The organism is Nostoc sp. CALU 546, from assembly GCF_048836525.1.
This window is the reverse complement of the sequence record NZ_JAWJTF010000010.1, coordinates 36,993-62,482: the sequence shown is the minus strand read 5'-3', so window position 1 is coordinate 62,482 and position 25,490 is coordinate 36,993. Positions and strand designations below refer to the sequence as shown.

At 40.9% G+C, this 25,490-nt stretch carries 26 protein-coding genes; 14 read left to right on the top strand and 12 right to left on the bottom strand.

The window, feature by feature from the left end; genetic code table 11:
- Nucleotides 1-42 precede the first annotated feature (42 nt).
- The 5 genes from lpxD to RRG12_RS07520 form a co-directional block, all read right to left on the bottom strand.
- Nucleotides 43-1,095: a UDP-3-O-(3-hydroxymyristoyl)glucosamine N-acyltransferase gene (gene lpxD, locus RRG12_RS07540; RefSeq protein WP_420758869.1), complete on the bottom strand. Its 1,053-nt coding sequence runs from the start codon at nucleotides 1,093-1,095 to the stop codon at nucleotides 43-45.
- A 133-nt stretch (nucleotides 1,096-1,228) separates the two neighbouring features.
- Nucleotides 1,229-2,302, bottom strand: a complete 1,074-nt coding sequence (locus RRG12_RS07535) for a hypothetical protein (RefSeq protein WP_420758868.1) — start codon at nucleotides 2,300-2,302, stop codon at nucleotides 1,229-1,231.
- 399 nt (nucleotides 2,303-2,701) lie between these two features.
- Nucleotides 2,702-3,940 carry an NAD(P)/FAD-dependent oxidoreductase gene (locus RRG12_RS07530; RefSeq protein ID WP_420758867.1) on the bottom strand — a complete coding sequence of 413 codons (1,239 nt, stop codon included), beginning with the start codon at nucleotides 3,938-3,940 and terminating at the stop codon, nucleotides 2,702-2,704.
- Between the two features lie 198 nt (nucleotides 3,941-4,138).
- A complete protein-coding gene (gene rd, locus RRG12_RS07525) occupies nucleotides 4,139-4,303 on the bottom strand; it encodes a rubredoxin (RefSeq protein WP_420758866.1) in 165 nt (54 codons plus the stop codon).
- Nucleotides 4,304-4,445: 142 nt separating this feature from the next.
- Nucleotides 4,446-4,640, bottom strand: coding sequence for a hypothetical protein (locus RRG12_RS07520; protein ID WP_420758865.1), 195 nt, complete (start codon nucleotides 4,638-4,640; stop codon nucleotides 4,446-4,448).
- A gap of 421 nt (nucleotides 4,641-5,061) precedes the next feature.
- Here RRG12_RS07520 and RRG12_RS07515 point away from each other — a divergent pair, with 421 nt between their 5' ends.
- Nucleotides 5,062-5,616, top strand: coding sequence for an SRPBCC family protein (locus RRG12_RS07515; RefSeq protein ID WP_069070729.1), 555 nt, complete (start codon nucleotides 5,062-5,064; stop codon nucleotides 5,614-5,616).
- 245 nt (nucleotides 5,617-5,861) lie between these two features.
- Here the strand turns inward: RRG12_RS07515 and clpB are convergent, their stop codons facing one another.
- Entirely contained in the window at nucleotides 5,862-8,480 is a 2,619-nt protein-coding gene (gene clpB / locus RRG12_RS07510; RefSeq protein ID WP_069070728.1) for an ATP-dependent chaperone ClpB, read from the bottom strand.
- A gap of 604 nt (nucleotides 8,481-9,084) precedes the next feature.
- Between clpB and RRG12_RS07505 the strand changes: the two genes are divergently transcribed.
- Nucleotides 9,085-9,336, top strand: a complete 252-nt coding sequence (locus RRG12_RS07505) for a hypothetical protein (protein WP_420758864.1) — start codon at nucleotides 9,085-9,087, stop codon at nucleotides 9,334-9,336.
- 28 nt (nucleotides 9,337-9,364) lie between these two features.
- Here RRG12_RS07505 and RRG12_RS07500 read toward each other — a convergent pair whose 3' ends face one another.
- Nucleotides 9,365-10,207: a hypothetical protein gene (locus RRG12_RS07500; RefSeq protein ID WP_420758863.1), complete on the bottom strand. Its 843-nt coding sequence runs from the start codon at nucleotides 10,205-10,207 to the stop codon at nucleotides 9,365-9,367.
- A 195-nt stretch (nucleotides 10,208-10,402) separates the two neighbouring features.
- On the opposite strand from RRG12_RS07500, the gene RRG12_RS07495 reads away from it, so the two are divergent.
- The 6 genes from RRG12_RS07495 (at nucleotide 10,403) to RRG12_RS07470 (ending at nucleotide 16,388) form a co-directional block, all read left to right on the top strand.
- Entirely contained in the window at nucleotides 10,403-10,777 is a 375-nt protein-coding gene (locus RRG12_RS07495) for a hypothetical protein (protein WP_420758862.1), read from the top strand.
- A 96-nt stretch (nucleotides 10,778-10,873) separates the two neighbouring features.
- On the top strand, nucleotides 10,874-11,128 hold the full coding sequence (locus RRG12_RS07490) for a TIGR02450 family Trp-rich protein (RefSeq protein WP_181928692.1): 255 nt from the start codon (nucleotides 10,874-10,876) through the stop codon (nucleotides 11,126-11,128).
- Nucleotides 11,129-11,838: 710 nt separating this feature from the next.
- Nucleotides 11,839-12,705 (top strand): ferredoxin:protochlorophyllide reductase (ATP-dependent) iron-sulfur ATP-binding protein, encoded by an 867-nt coding sequence (gene bchL, locus RRG12_RS07485; RefSeq protein WP_069070723.1) that lies wholly within the window; start codon nucleotides 11,839-11,841, stop codon nucleotides 12,703-12,705.
- Nucleotides 12,706-12,737: 32 nt separating this feature from the next.
- Nucleotides 12,738-13,526, top strand: a complete 789-nt coding sequence (locus RRG12_RS07480) for a DUF5331 domain-containing protein (RefSeq protein ID WP_069070722.1) — start codon at nucleotides 12,738-12,740, stop codon at nucleotides 13,524-13,526.
- 176 nt (nucleotides 13,527-13,702) lie between these two features.
- Nucleotides 13,703-15,106: a ferredoxin:protochlorophyllide reductase (ATP-dependent) subunit N gene (locus RRG12_RS07475; protein WP_069070721.1), complete on the top strand. Its 1,404-nt coding sequence runs from the start codon at nucleotides 13,703-13,705 to the stop codon at nucleotides 15,104-15,106.
- 166 nt (nucleotides 15,107-15,272) lie between these two features.
- A complete protein-coding gene (locus RRG12_RS07470; protein WP_141699726.1) occupies nucleotides 15,273-16,388 on the top strand; it encodes a hypothetical protein in 1,116 nt (371 codons plus the stop codon).
- Between the two features lie 85 nt (nucleotides 16,389-16,473).
- On the opposite strand, the gene RRG12_RS07465 is transcribed toward RRG12_RS07470, so the two are convergent.
- Nucleotides 16,474-17,658, bottom strand: coding sequence for a hypothetical protein (locus tag RRG12_RS07465; protein ID WP_420758861.1), 1,185 nt, complete (start codon nucleotides 17,656-17,658; stop codon nucleotides 16,474-16,476).
- A gap of 238 nt (nucleotides 17,659-17,896) precedes the next feature.
- Here RRG12_RS07465 and RRG12_RS07460 point away from each other — a divergent pair, with 238 nt between their 5' ends.
- The 4 genes from RRG12_RS07460 to RRG12_RS07445 all read left to right on the top strand — a co-directional run bounded on the left by RRG12_RS07460 (nucleotide 17,897) and on the right by RRG12_RS07445 (nucleotide 19,302).
- Nucleotides 17,897-18,148, top strand: coding sequence for a hypothetical protein (locus RRG12_RS07460; protein WP_069070718.1), 252 nt, complete (start codon nucleotides 17,897-17,899; stop codon nucleotides 18,146-18,148).
- Nucleotides 18,129-18,392: a Txe/YoeB family addiction module toxin gene (locus RRG12_RS07455; protein ID WP_420758860.1), complete on the top strand. Its 264-nt coding sequence runs from the start codon at nucleotides 18,129-18,131 to the stop codon at nucleotides 18,390-18,392. The genes RRG12_RS07460 and RRG12_RS07455 overlap by 20 nt, the downstream gene beginning before the upstream one ends.
- A 110-nt stretch (nucleotides 18,393-18,502) precedes the next feature.
- Nucleotides 18,503-18,865 (top strand): hypothetical protein, encoded by a 363-nt coding sequence (locus RRG12_RS07450; protein WP_069070716.1) that lies wholly within the window; start codon nucleotides 18,503-18,505, stop codon nucleotides 18,863-18,865.
- 5 nt (nucleotides 18,866-18,870) lie between these two features.
- Entirely contained in the window at nucleotides 18,871-19,302 is a 432-nt protein-coding gene (locus RRG12_RS07445) for an HNH endonuclease (RefSeq protein ID WP_069070715.1), read from the top strand.
- Nucleotides 19,303-19,338: 36 nt separating this feature from the next.
- On the opposite strand, the gene RRG12_RS07440 is transcribed toward RRG12_RS07445, so the two are convergent.
- From RRG12_RS07440 to RRG12_RS07425, 4 genes are all read right to left on the bottom strand, one after another.
- Complete coding sequence (locus tag RRG12_RS07440; protein ID WP_420758859.1) at nucleotides 19,339-20,079, bottom strand: amino acid ABC transporter ATP-binding protein; 741 nt, start codon at nucleotides 20,077-20,079, stop codon at nucleotides 19,339-19,341.
- An 83-nt stretch (nucleotides 20,080-20,162) separates the two neighbouring features.
- Nucleotides 20,163-21,338: an amino acid ABC transporter permease gene (locus RRG12_RS07435; protein WP_420758858.1), complete on the bottom strand. Its 1,176-nt coding sequence runs from the start codon at nucleotides 21,336-21,338 to the stop codon at nucleotides 20,163-20,165.
- Nucleotides 21,339-21,487: 149 nt separating this feature from the next.
- Nucleotides 21,488-22,414 (bottom strand): amino acid ABC transporter permease, encoded by a 927-nt coding sequence (locus RRG12_RS07430; protein ID WP_420758857.1) that lies wholly within the window; start codon nucleotides 22,412-22,414, stop codon nucleotides 21,488-21,490.
- Between the two features lie 65 nt (nucleotides 22,415-22,479).
- A complete protein-coding gene (locus tag RRG12_RS07425) occupies nucleotides 22,480-23,559 on the bottom strand; it encodes an amino acid ABC transporter substrate-binding protein (protein ID WP_420758901.1) in 1,080 nt (359 codons plus the stop codon).
- Nucleotides 23,560-24,130: 571 nt separating this feature from the next.
- Here RRG12_RS07425 and RRG12_RS07420 point away from each other — a divergent pair.
- Both RRG12_RS07420 and RRG12_RS07415 read left to right on the top strand, forming a co-directional pair.
- Nucleotides 24,131-24,688: a hypothetical protein gene (locus tag RRG12_RS07420; protein WP_420758856.1), complete on the top strand. Its 558-nt coding sequence runs from the start codon at nucleotides 24,131-24,133 to the stop codon at nucleotides 24,686-24,688.
- 77 nt (nucleotides 24,689-24,765) lie between these two features.
- Nucleotides 24,766-25,410: a DUF3318 domain-containing protein gene (locus tag RRG12_RS07415; RefSeq protein WP_069070711.1), complete on the top strand. Its 645-nt coding sequence runs from the start codon at nucleotides 24,766-24,768 to the stop codon at nucleotides 25,408-25,410.
- The last annotated feature ends 80 nt before the right edge of the window (nucleotides 25,411-25,490 follow it).

Below are 25,490 nucleotides of genomic sequence, written 5' to 3'. Positions count from 1 at the left end.
TTCCTTAAAAAGTCAGGGGTTTAAATCCATTACAGCAGTAGCTTAATCATTGCTATTTTTGAATTTACGTTGCAACTGTTTTAGCGATTGATACATATCTGGCAGGCGACCATAAACAGCAGATACCTTGAGATATAGTTTGTAAGGAAGGGCTGGAGTTCCACAGACAATTTCTCCTGGTGCAACATCGTTGTGAATTCCAGTTTGAGCAGATGTCATCGACCCATCTCCCATCTTCACTTGATTGACTATTCCTGTTTGTCCAGCCAAAATAACGCGATTTCCGAGTTTAACGCCTCCCGCCATGCCAACTTGACCTGCGATCGCACAACCAGAACCGATTTGGCAACCATGACCTATTTGCACTAAGTTATCAATCACTGTATTGCGACCTACTCGTGTTTCTCCCACTGCTGGGCGGTCAATGCCAGTGTTACAGCCAACTTCTACACCATCTTCTAAGACTGTACAGCCTGATTGTTCCATTTTGAACCAACCAGTCCGGGTAGGAACAAAACCAAAGCCTTCTGCACCAATGACAGCACCACTGTGAATGACGCAATCTGCACCGATGCGGGTGCGTTCGTGGATGGTACAGTTGGCGTGTAAGGTGGTGCGATCGCCTATTTTGACATCTGGATAAATCACTACATTGGGATGAATGATTGCGCCATTACCAATTTCTACCCCTTGTTGAATCACAGCATGGGGGCCAATATAAACATCACTACCAACTTTTGCGGTGGAGTGAATCACAGCCGTGGGATGAATTTCTGGGGTAGGGCGATATGGTTGGTAAAAAAGTGCGATCACTTTGGCAAACAATAATCGCGGATCTGGGGTTGCTAGCCAAACAATACCTCTCTCTTGTGCAAGCGCCTGTAATTTTTCATCCTGGGGCAAAATTAAAGCACTAGCATTGGTATTACCGACAAAAGATTTAAATTTTGCACCTTCTACGTAACAGAGAGTACCGATGCTAGCTTCATCAATGGCTGCTACCCCTGTAATTTCTGGGTCTTGGTCTGGGTTGCTAGTCAGGCTATTATTGGTGGCCGCGTCACCAAATTGACGGAGGATTTCGCTGAATTTCATTGTTGGGTGTGTTCAAAATTGATCTACGATGGCAAAATAATTTTCCCTCTTTATGTTCCAATACAATAATTTTGTAGACGCGTAGCAGTAAGCTAATCAGATTTTTCCTAACTTCGCTTCAGGTTGGAATACTTTACCGACATTCTTCTTTTGATGGCTCTCGTTGTAAAGATGAGCCTATCAGTAGTGTTTTGAGGCGTTGATTATCTTCGGCTGCGATCGTTTCACCATAGTGATGAAGTTGAAAAAGCTGGCAATAACGGTTTTGTTTGGCGCAAATCAAGCAGCCATAGGCATGATTGCCATTAGTACCGCATAGCCGATGTCCCATCACTGGGCCGAGAGAAATACTTTGTTCACTAGCAACTGTGCTGAGAATTGAGCGCAGTTTTGACTCGAATTCCAATGACAAGTATTGCTTACGTCCCGGTTGTGTACGATCCCATTCTGGAACTATTAACTCCTGTTTTAACAGACTCGCTTCAATCTCCTCAGACATGACAAGCCCAGACAAAATAACGTGACGGGAAACATGAGGTAACAGTGTGCGTGCTAATTGCCACATTAAAGCTTCATCAAACCACTCTTCAACCAGTGGACGCAGATACCAACAACATGGAATGCCAAGTTTTACTAAATCTTGTAGTAACTGTACCCGACTCTGAATTGAGGCTTGCTCATAGCCTGGTTTCAAGGGTGGTAGACTGACAAACACAGTGACTCGAAGTGAATTAGGTCGCTCTAGAGTTGTTTTGAGGCGCTCTAGAAAAGATTGACCAGGATGGACTTTGGTGGTGATGTAGACTATGTTGGCGGCTTTGCGGTCAATCAGTGCATCCAGAATTGAGAGTACACGTTCTCGATGGGCTGGAATAAAGGGATCAGAGTAGTCGCATAGTGAAATCGGAAAACCCTTTTGTCCTTCCTCTGTAGCAAAAATGCAGTCTAGCAAAATATCAAGCAGGTCAAGCGGAGATGAGACATCCTGAAAGTTTTGTGGATGATGATGCCAGTCACGGTCTTGATGACAGACACAATAGGCACATTCAATTGGACAACGATTCTGGGCATTTGGCAGAAATGGATTGAGACTGAAGTATTTAACAGCACGCTCCTCATCAGGAACACCAAGTACTGGAAAACCATGCAGCATATACTGGCTAGCGTGTAACGTAATTTCAGACGCAGTATTTTTATCAGTGATCATATATTTTTCATGAAAAAAGTAATACACCCGGAAAAATTTGCCTTCTCTAGGGTGGCTGGTGTGAATGTGGAGTGGCAAGGTGGGAAATGCGAAAGGATTAGTATGAATTTTTATAAGTAAATATAGTTAAGTAGCGATCGCTTCTTCGTAGATATTTTGTAAATGGATTGAGGTTAACACGCATAAAAGTCTGAGCGCTGAAAGTCGGCGCTCAGGTTAGAGAGGTTAGAGAGACGCGATAAATCGCCGTCTCTACAAGGAATTTATCCATCAATTATTTATTGACAGACTACTAGTACAGCACGGCGGAAATAAACCACCCATTCCCAATCAACAAAACCCTTACGCTGTCTTCATTTTTAATTTTTAATTTTTAATTTTTAATTCCGCCTTGCGGTACTAGTCGCTAGTCGCCATTGCTATTCCTGCTAAATAACCGGTTGTCCAAGCACTTTGGAAGTTAAACCCGCCGGTGACGCCATCAATATCTAAGATTTCTCCGGCAAAATAAACACCAGGAACTAATCTACTTTCCATTGTTTTGAAGTTGACTTCTTTGAGGTTGACGCCGCCACAGGTAACAAATTCTTCTTTGAAGGCTCCTTTGCCGTTGATTAAGTATTGTCCCTGAGTAAGTTCTTGCACCAGTTGATTTAAGGTTTTACTAGATATTTCTGCCCAACGGTCTTCTGTAGTAATGCCTACACGGGCAATGATATATTGCCAGAGACGATGGGGTAACTCAACGCCGCGATGCAATGCGATCGCTTTCTTTCCCCATTCATCCTTAACTGCTAAAACTTTTTCTCGCACTTGTTCTTGTTGCAAATCAGGTAGCCAATTAATCAATAATGTGGCTTGATAGCGGCTTTCGTGCAGGACTCTTGCACCCCAAGCAGAAAGTTTCAAAACAGCGGGGCCACTCAAACCCCAGTGGGTAATTAGCAATGGCCCAGTTTGTTGTAATTTGGATTTTCCGCCGGCAGATAACCGCAATTGGGCAGGGTTAACGCTAACTCCAGCTAAATCCCGCAGCTTTTGATCGACAATGTTGAAGGTAAATAACGAGGGTACTGGCGGTTCAATTTGATGACCTAATTCTCGGACAATTTTATAACCCGCAAGGCTACTGCCGGTTGCCAAAAGTAAGCGATCGCATTTAATCGTCTCTCCCGACTTCAAAAGAATATCAAACCCCCCATCTGCTGAGGTTCGTTTCACTGAAGTTACATGTGTACCGATACGGAGTTTTACCCCAGATTTCGCCACCGCTTTAATTAGACATTCCACAATGGTTTCTGAAGTGTTAGTGACAGGAAACATCCGGCCATCAGCTTCCGTTTTGAGATAGACTCCACTAGCAGCAAACCAGCTAACTGTGTCTTGAGGCCCAAACCGAGTCAAAGCACCCCGCAAAGCTTTTGCACCTCTGGGGTAATTTTGCACTAATTCCTCCGGATCAAAGCAAGCGTGAGTGACGTTGCAGCGTCCACCGCCAGAAATTAGCACTTTCGCTAGAGGTTGACGACTGGCTTCGAGTAAAGTAACTTCGGCTTCAGGATTAGCTTTAGCACAAGCGATCGCGCCAAAAAATCCCGCTGCCCCACCCCCAATAACTACAATTTGTAACGGTAGCAAGTTCTAAAATTTCTCAATAGCACGTACTTTAATAGGCTAGCTGTTATCGAACAGAATTCAGGAGTCAGGAGTCAGAATTCAGAATGAATTTTGTATGACTGGCGGTAGCGAGTATTTTCGAGTCGCGTCTTTATTCTGACTCCTGTTAGCGATAGCGGGGCGTTTAGCCCATTCTGACTTCTGAATTCTTCTTCATCTTCACTCTTCAACTAATTCAAATTCCTCTTTTGTGGCACCGCAAACGGGGCATGACCAATCATCTGGTATATCTTCAAACATTGTTCTCGGTGCTATCTCGCTATCTGGATCGCCTACTTCTGGGTCATATTCATAGCCGCAAACAGTACATAGATACTTTGCCATGTTCCTTTCCCCTAGTAAATTGTTGACATTGCTTCAATAGTTTTTTTCGCCCAGGAGTGGCGCGGTATATACCCAATAACTCTTTATCAAAGGCCAATGACAAATGACAAATGACCAATGACCAATGACCAATGACAAATGACTAAAAACGCCACCATGTCCTTTGGACGTAACTGATAATCCCGATCGCGATCGCCCCAAGTAGTAATAGCCAAATTATTCCACCTGGAATAAAGGTGAGAATACCAAAGCCTCTCAGTACCCAGACGGCGACGCTAACGCCAAGAAGGATACCAAAAATCTGGATTAATCTACGATTTAAAGAAGATTGACTCACTTACTTTTCCTCTCAACTCAACAGAGATTACATTTAATATTGATAATTAAGATATGAAGTTACGATGAAGTTGCAGTTTCATCAGAAATAATACGTAAAAATCGAGATATGCTATCCAAAAGTTGGGGTAAGGTACTTGATATTAGTTCGTCTTTGTGCAATTCTAGCTGTTAATAATGCAGTTTTTCATTTACAAGTATTACTTTGATAAAACTCACTTAAGTACTAATTGTGTTAATTGTGAGAAAGAATACAGTTTTTACAGTAAAGTGACTGAAATAATTAGCAAAAAATCACTGTTTCCGGAAAAAATAAGGATTAGACTGGAACTAAATTTAATGGGTTGGATTTAAATCAAGTTTTATGGCTTGTAATTTCAACTCCATTTAGGTGGATGAGTTGAGGAGTAACTTAAATCATTATGTCTGCGTCTTATATATCAGACTCAATTATTGCAGGTTCAGATATGGCTTGGAATCAAGACAAGCAAAAGTTGCTGGTACAGGGTGAAATTTTTGTAGAAACGCGATCGCACAAGACATGTGGTGGTGCGGTGACTGCCTGGATGTATTTGCCGATGGTGCGATCGCATGTTTGGCAGCAATTAACTGATTATCCCCGGTGGGTACAATATTTTCCCGATATCACCCAGAGCGAGGTATTACATAAAGGTGAAGTCAAACGTCTGTATCAAGCAGCACAAAAAGCCTTCTTCTTTTTCACAGCTCAAGTGGAAATTTACCTCAACGTTGTAGAAGTGCTGGGGCAACAAATTCAATTTCGCATGGAAAAAGGGACTTTTGAGGACTTTAACGCCAATTTAGAACTCAAAGATTGTGGTAATGGCACGATACTTGCTTACACTGTCCAAGCTACCCCTCTGATTCCAATTCCATCAATTTTCATTCAACAAGCAATGAATTTAGAATTGCCTGCAAATATGCGTAAAATGCGACAAGTTATTTGTAAGGGTTAATCAATTTTGGATTTTAGATTTTAGATTTTAGATTAACCTCACGGATGAATCGGCTTGATCTGAATATTGAGAGTTCTGGGGGCTTTCAGCATCGCAAAAGCATTTTGGATCGTACCTCAAGTTCACCGGAAGAGGAGTTTTTTGCAGAAGCTAAGTTCATTTTTCTAGAATAGTTCACTACAAAGACGCTTTCTCTCGTGGAGAAAGCGTCTTGCTAATGGGTAAATACCTGAAAATTGCTTCAATTAGCTAGTAAATACCTCGACAGGTAAGCGACTAAAAGAAAGACGCTCATTTTGGACATCTACAAAGATGGTGTCGCCGTCGTTGAATTCACCGCGCAAGATGGATTTAGCAATTTGAGTTTCCAACTCTCGCTGAATCGCCCGCTTCAGTGGACGCGCCCCATACACGGGGTCATATCCTACTTCTGCTAAAAAGTCAAGTGCAGTATCCGAGAGTTTGAGGGATATTTTGCGATCGCTCAATCTTTGGCGCAATCTTTCCACTTGCAATAGTACAATTTGCCGCAATTCCTTCTTGTCTAAACCGTGGAAGATGATAATTTCGTCAATCCGGTTCAGAAATTCTGGACGGAAACTATTTCGCATTGCTTCCATTACTCGACGGCGCATTTCGTCGTAGTGGGCGTTATCCCCAGCGACATCAAGAATGTACTGCGAACCGATGTTACTGGTCATGATGATAATAGCGTTCTTAAAGTCCACCTTATGACCTTGGGCATCAGTGACGCGACCATCATCGAGAATTTGCAAGAAGATATTGAAGACATCGGGGTGTGCTTTCTCGATTTCGTCGAAGAGAATCACAGAGTAAGGACGGCGGCGAATCGCTTCTGTAAGTTGTCCGCCTTCTTCATAACCCACATATCCTGGAGGCGCACCGATTAAGCGGGAGACGGCGTGTTTCTCCATGTACTCCGACATATCAATTCGCACCAGTGCATCTTCGCTATCGAACATAAACGCCGCTAGCGCTTTCGCCAACTCGGTTTTACCCACACCTGTCGGCCCAAGGAAAATAAAGCTAGCAATGGGACGATTAGGATCAGCCAGTCCAGCGCGCGATCGCTGAATTGCATCCGCTACAGCTGTGACTGCTTCTTCTTGTCCAATTACGCGGTGGTGCAGTTCATCTTCTAAATGCAGCAGTTTATCTTTCTCAGATTCCACCAACTTGCTGATGGGAATTCCTGTCCATTTAGAAATAATTTCGGCAATATCAGCTTCAGTGACTTCTTCCCGCAATAGTGATTTACCACTTTTTTGAGTGCTTGCCAATTCAGATTCTACTGTTTCCAATTGACGATGCAAACTGGTTAAATTGCCGTATTTCAACTCCGCCGCGCGGTTTAGATCATAGTCGCGTTCTGCTTGCTGAATCTCTAAATTAACTCGTTCAATCTCTTTTTTAACAGACTGAATTTTGTCAATAATATCTTTTTCAGACTGCCATTGAGTATTCAGCGTTCTCTGTTCTTCTTTGAAATCAGCAATTTCTTTTTCGAGTCTTTCTAGGCGTTCACGAGAGGCTGCATCGCTTTCTTTTTGCAGCGATAGCTTCTCCATTTCCAATTGCAGAATCTTGCGATCGATTTCGTCGAGTTCTTCTGGTTTGGAGGTTATCTCCATTTTCAGTCTAGCGGCGGCTTCGTCTACCAAATCAATGGCTTTATCAGGGAGGAAGCGATCGCTAATATAACGACTCGACAATACGGCGGCGGCAACTAAAGCACTATCAGAAATCTTCACCCCGTGGTGGTTTTCATAACGTTCTCTCAATCCGCGCAAAATCGAAATACTATCTTCTACACTGGGCTGATCGACATAAACTTGCTGGAAGCGTCTTTCTAGTGCGGCATCTTTTTCGATATGTTTGCGGTATTCATCCAGAGTTGTCGCCCCAATACACCGCAATTCGCCCCGCGCCAACATTGGTTTTAATAAGTTACCCGCATCCATTGCGCCTTGGGTTGCACCAGCGCCGACAACGGTGTGAATTTCATCAATAAATAAAACAATATTGCCGCCAGATTCAGTAACTTCTTTTAATACTGCTTTCAGGCGTTCTTCAAATTCACCCCGGAATTTTGCCCCCGCAATCAAAGCACCCATATCCAAAGAAATCAGCTTGCGGTCTTTGAGGGATTGGGGTACATCACCTGCAATAATCCGCTGTGCTAATCCTTCTGCGATCGCAGTTTTACCAACACCCGGTTCACCAATTAGCACAGGGTTATTTTTAGTCCGGCGAGAGAGAATTTGGACAGTGCGACGAATCTCATCATCCCGTCCAATCACTGGATCGAGTTGACCTTTACGTGCAGCTTCGGTGAGGTCACGCCCGTATTTTTCCAGTGCTTCGTATTTGCCTTCTGGATTTTGGTCGGTCACTTTTTGGCTCCCACGAATTTGTTTAATAATATTTTTGAGCTTGCCTTCGTCTAAACCGAATTCTTGAAATAAAGCTTTGCCAAAGCGGTCATCTTTAGCGTAAGCCAGCAATAAGTGTTCAATTGAAATATATTCGTCTTGAAACTCTTTGCGATACCCATCCGCTCGGTCTAAAAGCGTATCCAAGCTGCGTCCCAAGTAGACAGAACTGCTGCTACCAGATACTTTCGGCTGACGTTTAAAAAATTGTTCAGTGCGATCGCGCAGTTTTTGGAGGTTAACACCCGCCTTAGTGAGAATCCCTGTTGCTAGACCATCTTGTTCTAGCAGCGCTTTCATCAGGTGTTCACTTTCTATCTGCTGTTGTTGATATTGTTTAACAATATCCGGGGTATGGGCGATCGCTTCCCAGGCTTTTTCTGTAAATTGATTAGGATTAGTAGGTTGCATATAGGCAGGCTTTTAGAGAAACCACTCTAGGTGCACAAGGCACAGAGAGACAAATAGTCTCCCATAAAGACATTGTAAAAAAAGGTAAGCTCTTAGCTGGATCGGTCTTCACGTCTTTGTAGAGTAGTAGTATTACCGCCCTTGCTGGTTTTGCTACCGTCTTTTGGTTCGTCTACAAACAAATTTCCCAGGCTAAAGACAGACTAAAGCGATCGCCCTGAGCATCCTAGCATCATAATCATCAGAAATTTAATTTAAATTAACTTATTGCTGATATTCAGTAAATTTCTGTTAACAGAGCGCTATAGGACTCATATTTGATTTCTGAAAAAACTCAGTACAACCAAGAAGCCTTCTTTCCTGTTGCCTATTGCCTATTGCCTATTGCCTGCCTACGCAAATCAGTTCAGAAATCAAAGCGGATTCCTATAGCACAATGAATATAATGAGTTTCTAGGGAGTCGCAGCTAGTTTTATTGATAAATTGAGTAAAATGAATATATAATACTACGATCTGTCATGAAAAGATTCTTGTCAGAAAATGCATAAAAACTAAATATAAACCAGTAAAATTATCTATCGTTATTTAATAGTGGTGAAAAAGGTGAAAGATATTCATATAAGAGATTTAACAGCCGAAGAACGTCAATCTCTGTTAATGAGAGAATCCAAAGATTATATGCGCGGCAAGAAAAGCCTAAGCCAATTTCAGGAAGCTGAACGTAAATATGGTACAGATTATGGTTCAGTTACCCTCGAATTAGCTAGTAAAGATAAGCTCATACCAAAGCTATGGCGTTTTTTGGCATCTCCTTGGCGGCAAAACAAAGATCAGGACTTAATTAAACTCAGATAGTATCTATCTATGTGCTGAAATTAGAGTTTTAATTAGTAATTGAATGTTGTACTTGGTAATTACGCGCTACTAGCATAACTCCAGCTAGGCGATTAGCAATTACAAATAGCAACTCTTGGGTGGCTTTAGAATCAAAAGTTGTCACATCTCTGCTGTAGAGACACAAAACTCCTAAACTATCCGTACCTCCGATTATTGGTATAGTAATCAATGTTTCATAATCTAAAATACGGCCAGTTCTATCTTTGCTAAAAACGTATTGCGGATCATCCGCGTGCCACATATTATTTATGCGTGATAAGTGTACAACCCGTCGTTTTTTGTCAATGAAAGTACAACCCGCACATCCCCGATTTGGATTAGAGTCTTTACCAATATAGAAACGTACTTTATTTCCATACTCATTTGGTGATTGTGATTGACACCAAGTAGTTAAAAAATCTGGATCACTAGGATCTGGTGCATAAATTGCGATACCACACCCATCTAGAAGTGGCATGATGTTGAGTGTTTTTTCGATAAATTGCTCTAAGAGCCGCTTGAGTGATTCATGAATATTTGGATTTACATCTAGCTTAGGTAGAAGTAATAGTAGAGATTCATCCAGTTCGTTAAGCTTGATTGCGATTTGATGCGCTTTATGATAATGCATTGCACTCAATAAAAGCGGCAACAGAGTAATTAATAGAACTAAAGCCAAAACCCATAGTTTGACAGGTATTGGCTCGTTAATTAAAGGCAATAGCTTTTCTGAAAACACTTTATCTGCTTGGTTGCCAATAACACCACTAAAAGCTGCAAGCGATAAAGACGCTAGAAAACTGATAACTATTTTTACCCAGTTGGGAATTTTTGGTAAATTAAACGCCATAGCTGCTGATTGGCATCTAAAGAGGTGGTCAGTAGACCTTTAATTACAGTATAAAGGCTATATAAACAACAACAGGTGTACTTTACAGAATCTCACTGAGATATATCTAACAGTTGTTGCACAGTCATCTGCATAAACCTTCCCTGTCCCCACACAGAGTTACCATAATTCCAGGTCGCCTAGTGGATGCTGAAAATGATTGACCCCTACGACTTTGAAGACGATGACTTTGACTTTGAGGATGAAGAGTTATTTAAAATAAAACCCATCAGCCAAATGACTGAAGGGGAAAAGCTACAGCGGTTTAAGCGCTTCTTCGACAGCAGCAGCCGTGCTATGTTGCAAGACTGTCTATTTCGCATCGTCAATTACGAAGATGGTACGGGTACGTTAGAAATTCTGTGCCCTAATGAAGTTGTAAGACAACGCCTTTCCAAGAAAAAGCGCAAAATTACCAACAACATCAACACCTGCTGGAGCCATATAAGATGGTTTTCGCTATGTGTCCAGCAAGATAGTGAGTTGCATTGCCAGAAGTTTACCCGTAACGGTGATTTAGTGACATCTTAGTTGGGGATTGGGGATTGGGGATTGGGGATTGGGGACTAGGGATAAAGAAAGTGTTTTCCCAATAACGAATGACAAATGACGAATGACTAATAAGAAATGACTAAAAAACAAAAATTTCCTTACCTAGTTGGTTCTAAGTGGACAGCACAGCAAAAAGTTGATGGCTGGCGGCACTTCCAAGTAGTAAATCGTAAAAATCAGGCTAAGTGGGTTTACGCCGAAATGGTTTCTGCTTGTGATCCTAAAGTCCGTTTCTGGATAAATGCCAAATTATTACAAGATAACTCCCAGTGGCAAGCTGGCTGGCAAACATTACAGGAAATCCACGGAGTTGAAAATGAGGTGTCCTGATTTGCCTCGCTCCTAGTCTTGTCCATAAGTGGGCTGCCTCCGTCTGGTGGCAGCCGAAATATTTGAATAATCTTAGACAATATCTGGTAAATTAATAATTTTTTACAAAATCACACTAACTTACTCTCAAGCAGCAATTAAATGGTTGTGACTATCGACTAAAAACTGCCAACTTATCTGCGATACCTTCTCTACGTTCGCGCAGCGTGTCGCAGACAGACGCTACGCGTAGCTTGCTTCCACGTTCGCGTAGCGTCCCGCAGGGAAGTGGTACGGCGAGCTACGCTAACGCAAATTCCAATAGTATTTTCAGCATAGGGCTGCATATACCTCGCTTTACCCTTAACCCTGCGCCCCAATGCGCTGAAAACACGTTGTACAAACATCAGCTAATTCTATGAAAAGCATTCAAAAAAGCCTATTCTAGCTTTTTGTATTTTGTAACTATTTTTATAAAAATAAGTAATAAAAAGTTTTTTTTAGCTATTTTTAGAGCTATTAAAGTCTTTTAGGTTGATAAAAACCTAAATAGATACAATTAATTTTTAATTCATCATATTAGACCGTTTTACAGATTAGGAGCCACTTTCTTTTCTATGTAATTTGCCCAATAATGACATTCACAGACCTCACGCATCGCCATCTCAGGAAAGGTGAAGGCAAATGTTTGAGCCACAAGTTTGACAAGAAGCTATAAGAGGGAAACAACAGTGAAACTAGCAGTCTACGGAAAAGGTGGTATCGGCAAATCCACAACTAGCTGTAATATATCCGTCGCCCTAGCTAAACGTGGCAAGAAAGTGCTGCAAATTGGTTGCGACCCCAAACATGACAGTACCTTTACCCTGACTGGGTTTTTGATTCCGACAATTATCGACACCCTCCAAGAAAAGGATTATCACTACGAGGATGTCTGGCCGGAAGATGTGATTTATAAAGGCTACGGTGGTGTTGATTGCGTAGAAGCTGGTGGCCCACCTGCGGGTGCTGGATGTGGCGGCTATGTGGTCGGTGAAACCGTAAAATTACTTAAAGAACTCAACGCCTTTGATGAGTACGATGTAATTCTTTTTGACGTTCTGGGTGACGTAGTTTGCGGTGGTTTTGCAGCACCACTCAACTATGCAGATTACTGCCTGATTGTTACAGACAACGGGTTTGATGCTTTATTTGCGGCTAATCGGATTGCTGCTTCAGTCCGCGAAAAAGCGCGAACTCACCCACTGCGTTTAGCTGGGTTAATTGGCAATCGCACCTCCAAGCGCGACTTGATTGAAAAATATATAGAAGCTGTGCCCATGCCAGTTTTGGAAGTTTTGCCTTTGATTGAAGATATCCGTGTTTCCCGTGTGAAAGGAAAGACTTTATTTGAGATGGCAGAGCAAGATCCTTCCCTAGACTACGTTTGCGACTACTATCTCAACATCGCCGACCAAATTCTAGCGCGTCCTGAAGGTGTTGTACCGAATGACACACCAGATCGGGAGTTGTTCGCTTTGTTGTCCGATTTTTATCTAAATCCGGGTAAACCCCAGGTTCCTAATTCAGAAGAGGAACTAGACTTGATGATTGTATAAATCACCAAGTTCTCAGGATGGGGGACAATAACATGGCATTCTTTCATAGCTTTACAGATTCAATAAAGCAAAAGTGGTTGCAATTTTTCCAGAATAATCGAGACTGGATTACCCTGCACATGCAAGTGGAATCAGTGTACACCCCTGATGGCGGGAAGCGACCACCTTCTTACCTCATCCTGGGAGTTCTTAACGCCCTAGAACCGAAGCTAGCGCAGTTAATGTTACCCTTTGCCAAACTTAATCCTGACGCCGATACCCTAATTGACGTGCTGGATTTGCATTTTGACCCAGATTTAGCTCTCGGTAATCGCTTCGTCGTCAACCCAGATGTCGAGAGATTCGTGGAAGCAGCAGCAGATGTCATTGACGAAAAGCCTGAAGATGAAACATTGACACATTCTCATACAAATGGCTTTGCGGCGGTGGCGGTAGTTCAAGAGTTCACAATGGTGGATTCTGAGGATGAAAGCTTTGGGATCAGCGAGTTGGAGGAAACCGAGGATGGCTTTGGCGATATTTCCTTGACCAACGGACACAACTCAAAAGATGAGTCTCTGCAAACCTCTAGTTTAGAAGCAGATGAGTTTGGGGAAATTGCCTTCGATTCAACAGCTGCGATAGAAGTAAAGCTGGATGAAGACGAGGAACTTGAAGATAGTTCACTAGATGAGAATGCGTTTAAAGACGTGTTATCAGATGTCTGGGGTGATGAAACAGCTTTGCAAAAGGCTGAAGAAAGTAACGATTTTTTGGGGGAAGAACTGCCAGCAGGCGTTTTTGATGAATCAGAAATTGCCCGCCTCTTCCCCAACGCTTAATTATTGCCGTTCTTCGCAATTTTAAGGTTTAGATTTGGGGTTTTGGATGAGGAATTAGGGAAATTGTCGTTAGACAGCGGATACTTTTGTTGTCCCAGCCTTCAATCCAAAATTATCAATCTAAAATCTGAAATTGGTTGAACTGCCATTAAATATCAAGGGGAGAAAAAACCAAAATGACTGTCGCTCAACAACCAGAAGCTTTAAGCTTTGAATGTGAAACCGGGAATTACCATACCTTTTGTCCAATTAGCTGCGTGGCGTGGTTATACCAAAAAATTGAAGATAGCTTCTTTTTGGTGATTGGGACAAAAACTTGTGGTTACTTCCTGCAAAATGCGATGGGGGTGATGATTTTTGCTGAACCCCGCTATGCAATGGCAGAGTTGGAAGAGGGTGATATTTCGGCACAACTGAGTGATTATGAAGAGTTAAAGCGGTTGTGCTTGCAGATTAAACGCGATCGCAATCCTAGTGTAATTGTCTGGATTGGCACTTGCACCACCGAAATTATCAAAACAGATTTGGAAGGTTTGGCACCAAAGCTAGAATCCGAAATCGGGATTCCCATCGTTGTAGCACGTGCAAATGGTCTAGATTACGCCTTCACCCAAGGGGAAGACACCGTATTAGCAGCAATGGCTAACCGTTGTCCTGATAAGTCTCCGGTGGCGGAAACAGAAAAAAGTGAACGAAATGCGATCGCAAAATTGCTCAACTTTGGTAAAAAGAAAGAAGATGTCGCCCAAGATGAATCTGAGTATGTAGATCATCCACCACTGGTTCTCTTTGGCTCCCTTCCCGACCCCGTGGTTACTCAGTTAACCTTGGAACTGAAGAAACAAGGCATCAAAGTTTCCGGCTGGCTACCCGCGAAGCGCTTCACAGAATTGCCAGTATTGGAAGAAGGGTATTATGTCGCAGGTGTCAACCCCTTCCTCAGCCGCACAGCTACCACCTTAATGCGCCGCCGCAAGTGTAAACTCATTGGCGCACCCTTCCCCATTGGCCCCGATGGTACCCGCGCTTGGATTGAGAAAATCTGCTCGGTGTTCGGTATTACTCCCAAGGGTTTGGATGAACGGGAAGCACAAATTTGGGCAGGGTTGGAAGATTACGTGAAACTGATTCGCGGTAAGTCTGTATTCTTCATGGGTGATAACTTGCTGGAAGTTTCCCAAGCCAGATTCTTAATCCGTTGCGGGATGACAGTTCACGAAATTGGCATTCCCTACATGGATAAGCGCTATCAAGCTGCTGAGTTGGCATTGCTGGAGAAAACTTGCCAGGAAATGAATTCACCTCTGCCAAGGATTGTAGAGAAGCCAGATAATTACAATCAACTTCAACGGATTTATGAGTTGAAACCAGACTTGGTAATTACTGGTATGGCGCACGCTAATCCGTTGGAAGCACGCGGTATTAATACAAAGTGGTCTGTGGAGTTCACTTTTGCTCAAATTCACGGCTTTACGAATGCGCGTGACATGTTAGAGTTGGTGACTCGTCCGCTACGTCGGAATAATAATTTGAAAGATTTGGGTTGGGATAAGTTGGTGAGAGAAGAAGCGAAGATTTAGATTTGGGTTTAGATTTAGCAACAGCATAATACTATGTTACGGGCGAACTTTTCGGGTTCGTCCTTTTTTTTACGAACCGCAGAGGAGAGGTGAAAGTTGTGCTAGATTTGTAGACTGAGATTAAGATTACTCTTTTTTTTCACGTTTTAAACTCACAATTTTAATTATGAATAATTCAAAGTTAAGATCACATCCTAATATTCACAAATGTTTAATTTCATCACCAGCTAGATTCAATGGTGACTATGAAAATGATGAATTACTTATTGCACCAGCACATCCAAGTATGAGAAATCAAGCTTTAAAAAATACACAGAGAGAGAATGAATATAATGAAAGTCAAATAAGTATATATTACTATGTTTGCACTTTTAATTTTCTACCTGAACCAGATCAACAAATAGTAATTCCTGATAATTCATATATTGGTGACAGTATATCTATTGCTCTCGCTGTTTATTATGGAAAAAGGTTTGATAATCATGGAATATTAGAAAGCTATGGAATTTTTTGGATGCCAAATTATGAACCAATATTTTCAATTTATAACTACTATTTTGGTATTAATAATCATTTCCCCAGAAAAGACCTTGAAATTCCACTTACATTTGATAAATGTGAAGCAATAATCAAGTTTATCTTAACTCGCAATGCTCAATATGAAAAACTACATAGATACTTCTTGGCCGCTGGCAAGTTTTATTTGAATTCACTTCAAATCATGGATCAGGATATAGAAAAAGCATATCTTGATTTAATTACTTGTGGAGAAATACTGTCAAATTTTTATGAATATACTGATAATGAATTATATGATGAAGAAACTAAACAAATATTTATTAGATTAGCGTGCGTAGCTCAAGAAAGTGATATTAAACACTTAAAAAGTGGATCATATAAAGTAAGGAAAAAGTTTAGTTTAACTCTCAAAAGTTTACTTAATAAGAAATTTTTTAGTAAAACAGAAAGTACTGATGAAAGTATGAAACTTAAAGAGGAATGTATTGAAATAAATATAAAAGCAGCTCATGACATAAGAAGTAAGTATCTTCATACAGGGCAAATTTTTAAACCATATATAGAACAAATGTATCAAAGTATAAATGAAGTTGGTATACCTGAACCTAATGTGGATGACAAAGATTTAAAAAAGGTTCTCAAGAGAATACCAACTTACATTGGTTTAGAAAGAATAATACGTTTTGCATTACTCAGATTTCTTCATACCAATGGCGTATATATTCATAAAGACCTTGATGATGATAGTGAATTAATAAATTGAAAATTTTAACATTATAAAATTACTTGTACAAACCTTTATCCAAGTTTAAATTTTAATTTTTTAAACTAAAACTAAATATTATATATTATTCATAATCAAAAATTGAATAATTGCATACTTCAACTTGTAAAGGTGTAGATGGAATAATATATAAAACTTCTAATTTTTCAGTTTGCATATCAGATAATGGAGTTAGTGTAAGCCAATCTTTGAAATTGATATTTAACTTAGACATTGCCTGAATTTCTGCCTGATATGCCTCAAAACAATAATATGCTTCTATCTGCGCTTCAATTTTTTCTAATTTTTGAGTTAATTTTGGTTCTACCTCCTGTTTAGATTTTTGATCTAGTAATGTTTTTAGTAATACTGCTACAGAGAATAAAGCTACTGGCGCTGCTGTTATTGGTGCTATTTGTGTAGTTAATGCTAATAATACTCCTGGTATTGGTATTATTGGCTCTATTGCTAATAGAGATGCTTCAAGAAAAAATGGTTCTACTTTTGGTCTTAAAGTAGTCCATCCTCCAATAACACCACTAATCACGTTATTTACAGCGAGATGTGTAGGAGGAACTAATATTGTATGATTTTTATAAAATTGCTCTTTTTCTTCTTGATTAAGATATTGGAATGTTGATAAAATAAACTTTTTTACACTTTGAGATAGAAACTCTGCACCTTCTTGTAAACAATGTAGTGCAGTATCAATTTCTTCTAATTCTAAATAGCAACGTGCCCTAGCTACATAAGTTAAAAATAATGATTTTAGATACTCATCAGCAACTTCAATGTTTTCTTCTAATACAGTCTCAAAAGAACCAGCATAAATATGTTGAGCTTCTAAAAATCGGTTGATGGCTAAATTTGCCATATTGATACGATTTTCAAGCTTATTCATTGTAAAAGCATCACGCGCTAAATCAAGGGCTGCACGAAAGTTAGCATAAACGGAAAGGTTAAATTTAAGATTGAGTTTATTGACGTCTTCTTGTACAATTTTAAGGCGCTGTTCAATTTCCCCTAAGCGTTTAATTACAACGACAAATCCTATTACTGAAACACCCAAATTAAGAATACTTGCTGCTGAACCAAATTGAGACAGTATTGTTAATGGTTGAGTTAAATAAGGTACTGTTTCACGTAACATAGCAACTATCTGCTTTGTCCGAAAATCACGAATAACACCTCCAACACGTTCGTAGGCTTTAGTTTTTAAGCCTTCATTAATCCAGTCAGGAATTGAAAATGTTGCTGTAACCGTTTCCATAATTTTCTCTCATTTGCTAAAATTTCAACAGCGTGATGTCTGCTAGCTAGTCACTTCGATTCTGCACAGCAAATATCTGCGCTTCACTTAGTATTCCCAATTTGAGTTCTATTCTGTCTAATAACGATCGCTCTTTTTAACGAACCATCCACGCCAACAAAGAAAAGCGATCGCTCAAATATCATCTCAGTCAAACATAGTTACAATAAGGTAGTAAAGATAGGAGGAAATATGAATTATGCTTAGTGGAATTAAACAAAAAGCTATTGTAGGCAAAGATGGCAAGATTGAACTCTCAGCAACCGAACTACCAGAAGGAACAATCGTAGAAGTTATTGTGCTAGTTGAACCATCAACTGAAGAGGATGAAACTACTTATCTTTTGAAATCAGAGAATAACAAAAAACATCTGCTCAAAGCTTTGGAAAATGTAGAAAAAGGAAATCTAATTTATGTAGATTTAGATGAATATGAAAAAAATTACCTTTGAACCAGAAGCTTTTGAACAATTAGGTCAGTGGGCAACAGAAGACAAGAAAATTTTCAAAAAAATATTAGCACTGATTAGAGATATACAAAAAGAGCCTTTTGCGGGGATAGGGAAGCCAGAACCATTAAAATATGAACTACAAGGTTACTGGTCAAGGCGGATCACAGATGAACATAGATTAGTTTATAAAGTGCAAGAAGATTTATTGATTATTTTGACTTGCAAATATCATTATGAGCAATAAAGATTATTAAGGCTGGGATATTGTTTTAGTTCAAGCGATCACTCTTTTTTAACGAGAAGATGCAGAGCGATCGCAGATACAATCAGAAGTAAAAGGCAAGCAGATAGAAAATGGCTGAAATTGTCACTCTTCAACTCCCTGAAACACTGGCACAAAAAGCAAAGGAAATCGCTGCTTTCACACATCGACGGCTTGAAGATGTATTACTAGAATGGATTGACCGCGCCATTACCGAACTACCTGTGGAGTCATTACCGGATGAGCAGGTTTTGGCTATGTGCGATATGCAGATGGAAACTCAGCAGCAAGAGGTTTTCAGTGACTTGCAAGCGCGTTACCGAGAGGGACAGCTTAATGATGCAGAAGTTCGTCTACTAGATGAACTAATGCAAGTCTACCGACGTGGCTTAATAAGTAAAGCAAGAGCCTTAAAAGTGGCTGTTGAACGTGGCTTGAAACCAGCCCTTAATTAACAGCAATGGCCCGATTTTACATTCCTGTAGAAATAGAACGTCGTGTTCGTACCGATGCTCGAAATCGCTGTGGCTATTGTTTGAGTCCTCAGCGTTTAGTGATGGCACGTTTGGAAATTGAACACATTATTCCCATATCTAAAGGTGGTAGCAATGATGAATCCAACTTGTGGCTAGCTTGTCCCCTATGTAATCGCTACAAAAGTGATAAAACTACAGGGGTTGATCCAGAAACGAACGAAACAGTAAGGCTATTTAACCCTCGTACTCAAGTCTGGTTTGAGCATTTTGGCTGGAGTGAAGATGGTTTACGTATTGTTGGCAAAACGCCGACTGGTAGAGCAACTGTTGCAGTTCTACATTTGAGTGATGATGCAGATGCACTGGAAGTTCGCAGTTATTGGGTACTTGCGGGTTGGCATCCTCCAGAAGATTGAAGAAACCGCAGAGAGGTGCAAAGTAGCGCAAAGGTTTTAGAGAATTTGCGACAAAAATTTGCGTGTTCTTTCTTCTTTGGGGTTGCTGAAAAAGGTGTCTGGGGTGGCTGACTCAACGAGGGAACCGCTATCCATTAAAATAACTCGGTCGGCGACTTCACGAGCAAATCCAACTTCGTGGGTGACTACTACCATTGTCATCCCATCACGAGCTAGACCTCGCATTACATCCAAAACTTCGCGTACCATTTCTGGATCTAAGGCTGAGGTGGGTTCGTCAAACAGCATAATTTTGGGTTGCATGGCTAAAGCACGTGCGATCGCAACCCGTTGCTGTTGTCCACCAGATAGCTGTCCGGGATACTTCTGCGCCTGTTCTAAAATTCCCACTCTTTCTAATAGTTGCATTGCCAATTCTTCAGCTTTTGCCTTTGGCGATCGCCGTACCCAAATTGGTGCTAAAGAGATATTTTGCAGCACTGTCAAATGAGGAAATAAATTAAATTGCTGAAACACCATTCCCACTTCTTTGCGAATCGTTTCAATATTTCGCAAGTCATGGCTGAGGGTAATGCCGTCGATTTCAATTTTTCCCTGTTGATATTCTTCTAAAGCGTTAAATGTGCGGATGAAGGTAGATTTTCCTGAACCAGATGGCCCCATCAACACTACGACTTCTCCACGATTGACTGTCAAGCTCACACCCTGAAGAACGTGGAATTTTCCATACCACTTATGAACATCTTCAGCAACAATTATTTTTTGTATATCTGACATATTATTCAAAGCCCTAATAATGAATATTATTTTTATAACAACCAATAACCAATAATCAATGACTAATGACTAATGACCAATAACTAATTACTCAACTGTCTCTCTAAGCGCCGAGAAGCTAACGACATGGAATAACAAAATACCCAGTAAATAAATCCAATAAATAGATAAACTTCTGCATAACGTCCAAGAAATTGTGGTTGTGCCAATATGGAACGGGCAATACCTGTTAGTTCTACTAATCCCACCAAAGATAATAGTGAAGTGTCTTTAAATAAGCCAATAAACTGACCAACGATCGCAGGAATAACGGTACGTAAGGCTTGAGGTAAGACGATTAACAAAATTACTAAGGCTGTATTTAACCCTAGCGCTTTTGCAGCTTCAATTTGCCCGCGAGGAACTGATTGGAGTCCACCACGCACATTTTCTGCCATGTATGCAGCACTAAATAAAACCAATCCAGCAATTGCTCGCAATACTCGATCTAGACGCACATCTGCTGATAGAAACAAGGGAAGCATTACCTGAGCTAAGAACAAAATACCAATCAGTGGTAATCCTCTAATAATTTCAATGTACAGGATAGAAAACCAACGCACTACAGGTAAATTGCTTGTGCGCCCTAAAGCCAGTAAAACCCCAATGGGAAAGGAAAGCACAATACTAACTGCTGCCATCAGGAGGGTAAGTAGCAAACCATTCCACAAATTTGTAGATACTGGCTGCAATCCAAATCCACCGCCAATTAGCCAAAGAATTATGGGGAAAGATAATAACCATAATAGGGATAGCCAAGGAGTTACTATCTTAATAAACTTTCCTCCAAGCCAAAAACCTACAAATAGTAAAACTGCAATTAACAATAACCAAAGGCGGGATATAAAGTCTTGTGGTAAAACAACTAATAAAATGCCGATGATAAAAGCAAACAAAGCAATTCCACGTTTTGTTAATTGTTGCTTGCCAAAGAATACACCTACAGTTAGGGCGGCTAAAATCGAAGCGATCGCTACCACAATCCAAATTCGCCAATATAGCGTTTGCGGAAATCTACCAACTAAAAATAAAGGTAAATTAATCTGAATTACTGCCCATTGTGCTTGAGTAGTTGCCCAAGTGAGAATTCCTCGCACTGCCCAAAATAGCAACACCAAACAGGTAACAGTTAACAAGCTGTTGTACCAAGTACTAAACAGGTTTTTATGCAACCACAACAATTTTGGATTTTGGATTTTGGATTTTGGATTACTTGTCATCTTAATTATTTATTCTCCCTGCATACCTCTGCTAGACCAATTAAAAAAAAATATTGCGACAGATTGAAAGCAAAAAGCAATTACCACTAAATCTTTCTCTACGAGATGTTACTGGAAACAAAATCTAAAATCTAAAATCTAAAATTGTCTTATCTCTCTTTAATTTGTACACTGCGATTGAATAAATTCATCACTACAGAGATGGTTAAACTTAGGGTGAGATAGGTGAGCATAATCAGTAATATCACTTCTACGGCTTTCCCCGTTAGGTTAAAGGTGGTGGAGGCGACAAAATAAATATCGGGGTAGCCGATCGCGATCGCTAAACTGGTATTTTTGGTCAAATTAAGATACTGACTCGTTAAAGGTGGAATGATTACCCGCAAAGCTTGGGGAAAAATCACTAACCGCATTGCTAACCCTGGTTTTAATCCTAGCGATCGCGCTGCTTCCCATTGTCCCTTCGGTACTGATTGAATCCCACCTCGGACAATCTCAGCAATAAACGCACCTGTGTAAAAAGTTAATCCCAACAGCAAAGCTGAAAACTCTGGTGATAAGGTAAACCAAGGGAGTTCTAAGCCATTTTGACTAACACCAATAAAACCCCAAAGGGATATCTTATTTTCTGTTTTGGGAAAACTAAGAAAAACAGCAAAGTACCAAAACAGCAATTGCAGCAGTAAGGGCGTATTACGGAAAATCTCCACGTAAACCATCGTGATATTCCGCACTAGCCAGTTGTCAGAAAGTCGGGCAATCCCAGCACCTATCCCTACAATTGTTGTAAGAAAAATCCCTGCAACCGCCACACGTAAGGAGTTAATTAACCCCACCCACAAAGCATGACTGTAGGTGTCAGTGGGTTTATAGTTAATCAGCGTCTCGCCAATATCAAAAGATGCTTGTTGCTTAAGAAAATCAAATCCAAACTGAATACCTAATTGCTGCAAATTGCGCTGAAGATTGCCCCACAGGATTACTACTACAATTGCTGCTAAAAATACGGCAGCTAATTGCAAGGCAATCCTCCAAAATCGGACATCACGCCATATAGACGGTTTTGAGTTTGTCATTTGTCATTGGTCATTTGTCATTGGTCATTTGGCATGAGTTATTCTCCTCATCTCCCTAATCTCTTCTACCGGAATGGCGGAGAATAAAGTAGTCCGCCTTTGCTCCAGAGTTGATTTTGACCGCGAACTAGATTAAGTTTTGTTTTGGGGCCGAGGTTGCGATCGTAAATCTCGGCGTAGTTACCAACGTGTTTAATTATTCTGGCTGCAAAGTCGTTTGTTAAGCCCAGTCCTTCACCAAGGTTGCCCTCGGTTCCCAAAAAGCGTTTAATATCTGGGTCATTACTAGCAGCAAACTGACCCACATTCTGAGAATTAATGCCCAACTCTTCAGCTTTTACTAGGGAATAAACCACCCATTTAACAACATCACCCCACCGAGCATCCCCTTTGGCAACTGCTGGTGCAAGAGGTTCTGAAGAAATCACTTCATCGAGAATTACGTTATCTTCTGGTTTGGGTAGAGTTGTGCGCCGAGAAACCAATGCCGAACGATCAGCTGTAATGCCATCGCAACGCCCTTGAGCATAGGTAGCAAAGGTAACATTAACGTCTTCAAAAACAACGGGTTTGTAAGGAATGCCCCTTTTTCGCATTTGGTCTGCTAAATTTTGTTCGGTGGTTGTACCAGTTTGAACGCAGATTGCTTTATCCTTCAGGTCTGCCAGGGACTTAATGTTGCTATTTTGGCGAACCATTATGGCTTGTCCGTCGTAAAAGACCACAGGTGCAAATTCTAGACCTACAGAGGTATCGCGGCTAAGTGTCCAGGTAGTGTTGCGGCTGAGAACGTCTACTTCGCCAGTTTGCAAAGCTGTAAACCGCTCTTTGGAATTCAGGTTACGAAATTCTACTGCATCTGGTTTGTCAAATAAAGCTGCGGCGATCGCACGACAAATATCTACATCAATGCCACTGTATTTACCATCAGTTCCCACAAAGCTAAACCCTGGCACTTCACCACTGACACCGCAAGTTAACTGACCACGGCTTTTAATGCTATCCCAACGATTTCGAGTTACTGGTGCTGCTGGACTACTGCCTGGAGTGCCCGGTGTACTTGCTGTTTGTCCTGAATCTCCACTACAAGCAGCGATCGCAAAAACTAGAGGTGCGATCGCTAGAATTAAAGCTGATTTACGCATAAACTTCATAATTACTAGACCAAAAATAATGTATTGCTCACTACAATCATTCAGTGAAAACAATTTGTTGCTTGTAATATAAAACTTTATCAGCCTATGTGCTATTTTTATTCGCTTTTAAAAAGGTAAAAACCGTTTTTACTTATATTTTCAAAAGCCTCAGATGCTATATAGAAATTATTTAAAATTGACTTCTGCTTTCAATTTTGATTTAAATTCCTGCTACCATGCTTGTTCTAGCAGTATATTCATTAAAATCATAAGGAAATATTAAAATTTAAGTGAGTTAGTGCTATATTCTTCGCCACGTAAGATTTAAAAACAAGTCATTATCACTTTTTTAATAATGAGAAATAATCCTTAATGAAACATCATTCACAGCGTAGAATGATTATCTGTTTTTTCTATTTTCATGCCCAGTGCCCCATTCTCCATGCCCCATTCCCCATGCCCCATGCCCTAATTGCATATTTCTATGTGATTAGAAGTATCCACACCAACCCAAACAACTACCCTTAGCAGGTTAAACTAGGTCTGGTAACAACTGCTCCACGTTCCTTATGAGGCTTTTATGGGAGCTAACCTCGAACAGATTGCCAACTATTTAGACAACCTTGGTTGGGACTACCGTTTTGATGATGAAGAAGACCGAATTATAACAGGTGTGGAGGCTGATAACCTAGAAGATTTCCTAATAGTTGTCCAGCTGGATGAAGAGGGAAAATTTTTTCGCGTATTTGCCCCTCAAGTTCTGACAGGAATTCAAGACCATCCTCACAAGGGAGTGATCCTACAGACAATGCTTGCCATTTCCTGGGAAACCAAAATGTTGCAATGGGAGTATGACCCATCCGATGGCGAAATCCGTGCCATTATTGAGTTCCCTCTAGAAGACTCGATTTTGACAGAAAAACAATTTCACCGTTGTCTGAGTGGGTTAATTCAGATTGTGGATGGTATAGCAATACCTCGCCTGAAAGAAGTGATGGTGACAGGTCTTGATCCGGGGAATATAGAACTTGGTGAAAGACTGTTACTCAGTATCCAAGAAGAAGCTCCAGGATTGTTAGATTTGCTGGAAAAAGCAATGGAAGCGCGAAAAAAGCGAGGAAGTTTTCCCAGCGAGTGAGACGGATCATCACTTAAATAGCTATACTCCAAAGTGATACCCTCACTATATACTGAAATTTTCTGGGGCTGGATATTATGACATCCTATGCAACCTCCTCTGCCAAAGCGGAAATGAGTGAACTCCGGCGGTTGAAAGGCTTATTACCGCCAGAATTACAGAGCTGGGTCACGGTTGAAGGCACAACTGAGGTCAATCCACCCCTGGTTCGTTGCGAAGAAATTGGTAAAGACCAGGTAGAAATCCAAATTGACTTGGTGAAATGGGATGCCCTCGCAATGGATCAGCGTAATCTGCTGTTCTGGCATGAAGTTGCTCGCGTTCAAAATGACACAATTCCCAAAGATGGTTGGGAAATGGCAGCACTAGCTATAGGTTTAGGTGGTGCTGTAGGCGAATTGTGGGTACAAGATGGATTGCTGCTGGTGTTAGCTTTGTCGCTTTGTGGCGTGTCAGGCTGGCGACTGTACCAAAAGAATAATGGGGAAAAGCAACTAAAAGAATTGCTCAATGCTGATGAGAAAGCGATCGCTTTGGCAACTCGTTTTGGTTATAGCCTCCCCAATGCTTACAAGAGTCTCGGTAGCGCCTTAAAAACCCTGATTGACAATACTCCTAGTAAGCGCCAACGATCGAGATACGAAGCAAGACTTTCTGCCCTCAAACGCAGTGCCAATAAGGCAAAAGCTAAATCAAAAACTACAGATGAAGGTGCACTCTAGAAACCAGAAATTGGGTTGGGTGGCAATACTTGTCGGGTTTTTGGGAAAAGGAAAGGGGAAAGAAAAAACCTTTAACCTTT

What these genes read in the sequence shown, in the direction of transcription:
- RRG12_RS07425 (WP_420758901.1), bottom strand. Translation starts at nt 23,559, where the DNA reads ATGCGTAAATCAGCTTTAATTCTAGCGATCGCACCTCTAGTTTTTGCG.
- RRG12_RS07450 (WP_069070716.1), top strand. Translation starts at nt 18,503, where the DNA reads ATGGCTGAAATTGTCACTCTTCAACTCCCTGAAACACTGGCACAAAAA.
- RRG12_RS07535 (WP_420758868.1), bottom strand. Translation starts at nt 2,302, where the DNA reads ATGATCACTGATAAAAATACTGCGTCTGAAATTACGTTACACGCTAGC.
- RRG12_RS07455 (WP_420758860.1), top strand. Translation starts at nt 18,129, where the DNA reads ATGAAAAAAATTACCTTTGAACCAGAAGCTTTTGAACAATTAGGTCAG.
- RRG12_RS07420 (WP_420758856.1), top strand. Translation starts at nt 24,131, where the DNA reads ATGGGAGCTAACCTCGAACAGATTGCCAACTATTTAGACAACCTTGGT.
- RRG12_RS07430 (WP_420758857.1), bottom strand. Translation starts at nt 22,414, where the DNA reads ATGACAAACTCAAAACCGTCTATATGGCGTGATGTCCGATTTTGGAGG.
- RRG12_RS07465 (WP_420758861.1), bottom strand. Translation starts at nt 17,658, where the DNA reads ATGGAAACGGTTACAGCAACATTTTCAATTCCTGACTGGATTAATGAA.
- RRG12_RS07475 (WP_069070721.1), top strand. Translation starts at nt 13,703, where the DNA reads ATGACTGTCGCTCAACAACCAGAAGCTTTAAGCTTTGAATGTGAAACC.
- RRG12_RS07495 (WP_420758862.1), top strand. Translation starts at nt 10,403, where the DNA reads ATGATTGACCCCTACGACTTTGAAGACGATGACTTTGACTTTGAGGAT.
- RRG12_RS07480 (WP_069070722.1), top strand. Translation starts at nt 12,738, where the DNA reads ATGGCATTCTTTCATAGCTTTACAGATTCAATAAAGCAAAAGTGGTTG.
- RRG12_RS07440 (WP_420758859.1), bottom strand. Translation starts at nt 20,079, where the DNA reads ATGTCAGATATACAAAAAATAATTGTTGCTGAAGATGTTCATAAGTGG.
- RRG12_RS07515 (WP_069070729.1), top strand. Translation starts at nt 5,062, where the DNA reads ATGTCTGCGTCTTATATATCAGACTCAATTATTGCAGGTTCAGATATG.
- RRG12_RS07460 (WP_069070718.1), top strand. Translation starts at nt 17,897, where the DNA reads ATGCTTAGTGGAATTAAACAAAAAGCTATTGTAGGCAAAGATGGCAAG.
- rd (WP_420758866.1), bottom strand. Translation starts at nt 4,303, where the DNA reads ATGGCAAAGTATCTATGTACTGTTTGCGGCTATGAATATGACCCAGAA.
- RRG12_RS07415 (WP_069070711.1), top strand. Translation starts at nt 24,766, where the DNA reads ATGACATCCTATGCAACCTCCTCTGCCAAAGCGGAAATGAGTGAACTC.
- clpB (WP_069070728.1), bottom strand. Translation starts at nt 8,480, where the DNA reads ATGCAACCTACTAATCCTAATCAATTTACAGAAAAAGCCTGGGAAGCG.
- RRG12_RS07445 (WP_069070715.1), top strand. Translation starts at nt 18,871, where the DNA reads ATGGCCCGATTTTACATTCCTGTAGAAATAGAACGTCGTGTTCGTACC.
- lpxD (WP_420758869.1), bottom strand. Translation starts at nt 1,095, where the DNA reads ATGAAATTCAGCGAAATCCTCCGTCAATTTGGTGACGCGGCCACCAAT.
- RRG12_RS07500 (WP_420758863.1), bottom strand. Translation starts at nt 10,207, where the DNA reads ATGGCGTTTAATTTACCAAAAATTCCCAACTGGGTAAAAATAGTTATC.
- RRG12_RS07490 (WP_181928692.1), top strand. Translation starts at nt 10,874, where the DNA reads ATGACTAAAAAACAAAAATTTCCTTACCTAGTTGGTTCTAAGTGGACA.
- RRG12_RS07470 (WP_141699726.1), top strand. Translation starts at nt 15,273, where the DNA reads ATGAATAATTCAAAGTTAAGATCACATCCTAATATTCACAAATGTTTA.
- RRG12_RS07435 (WP_420758858.1), bottom strand. Translation starts at nt 21,338, where the DNA reads ATGACAAGTAATCCAAAATCCAAAATCCAAAATCCAAAATTGTTGTGG.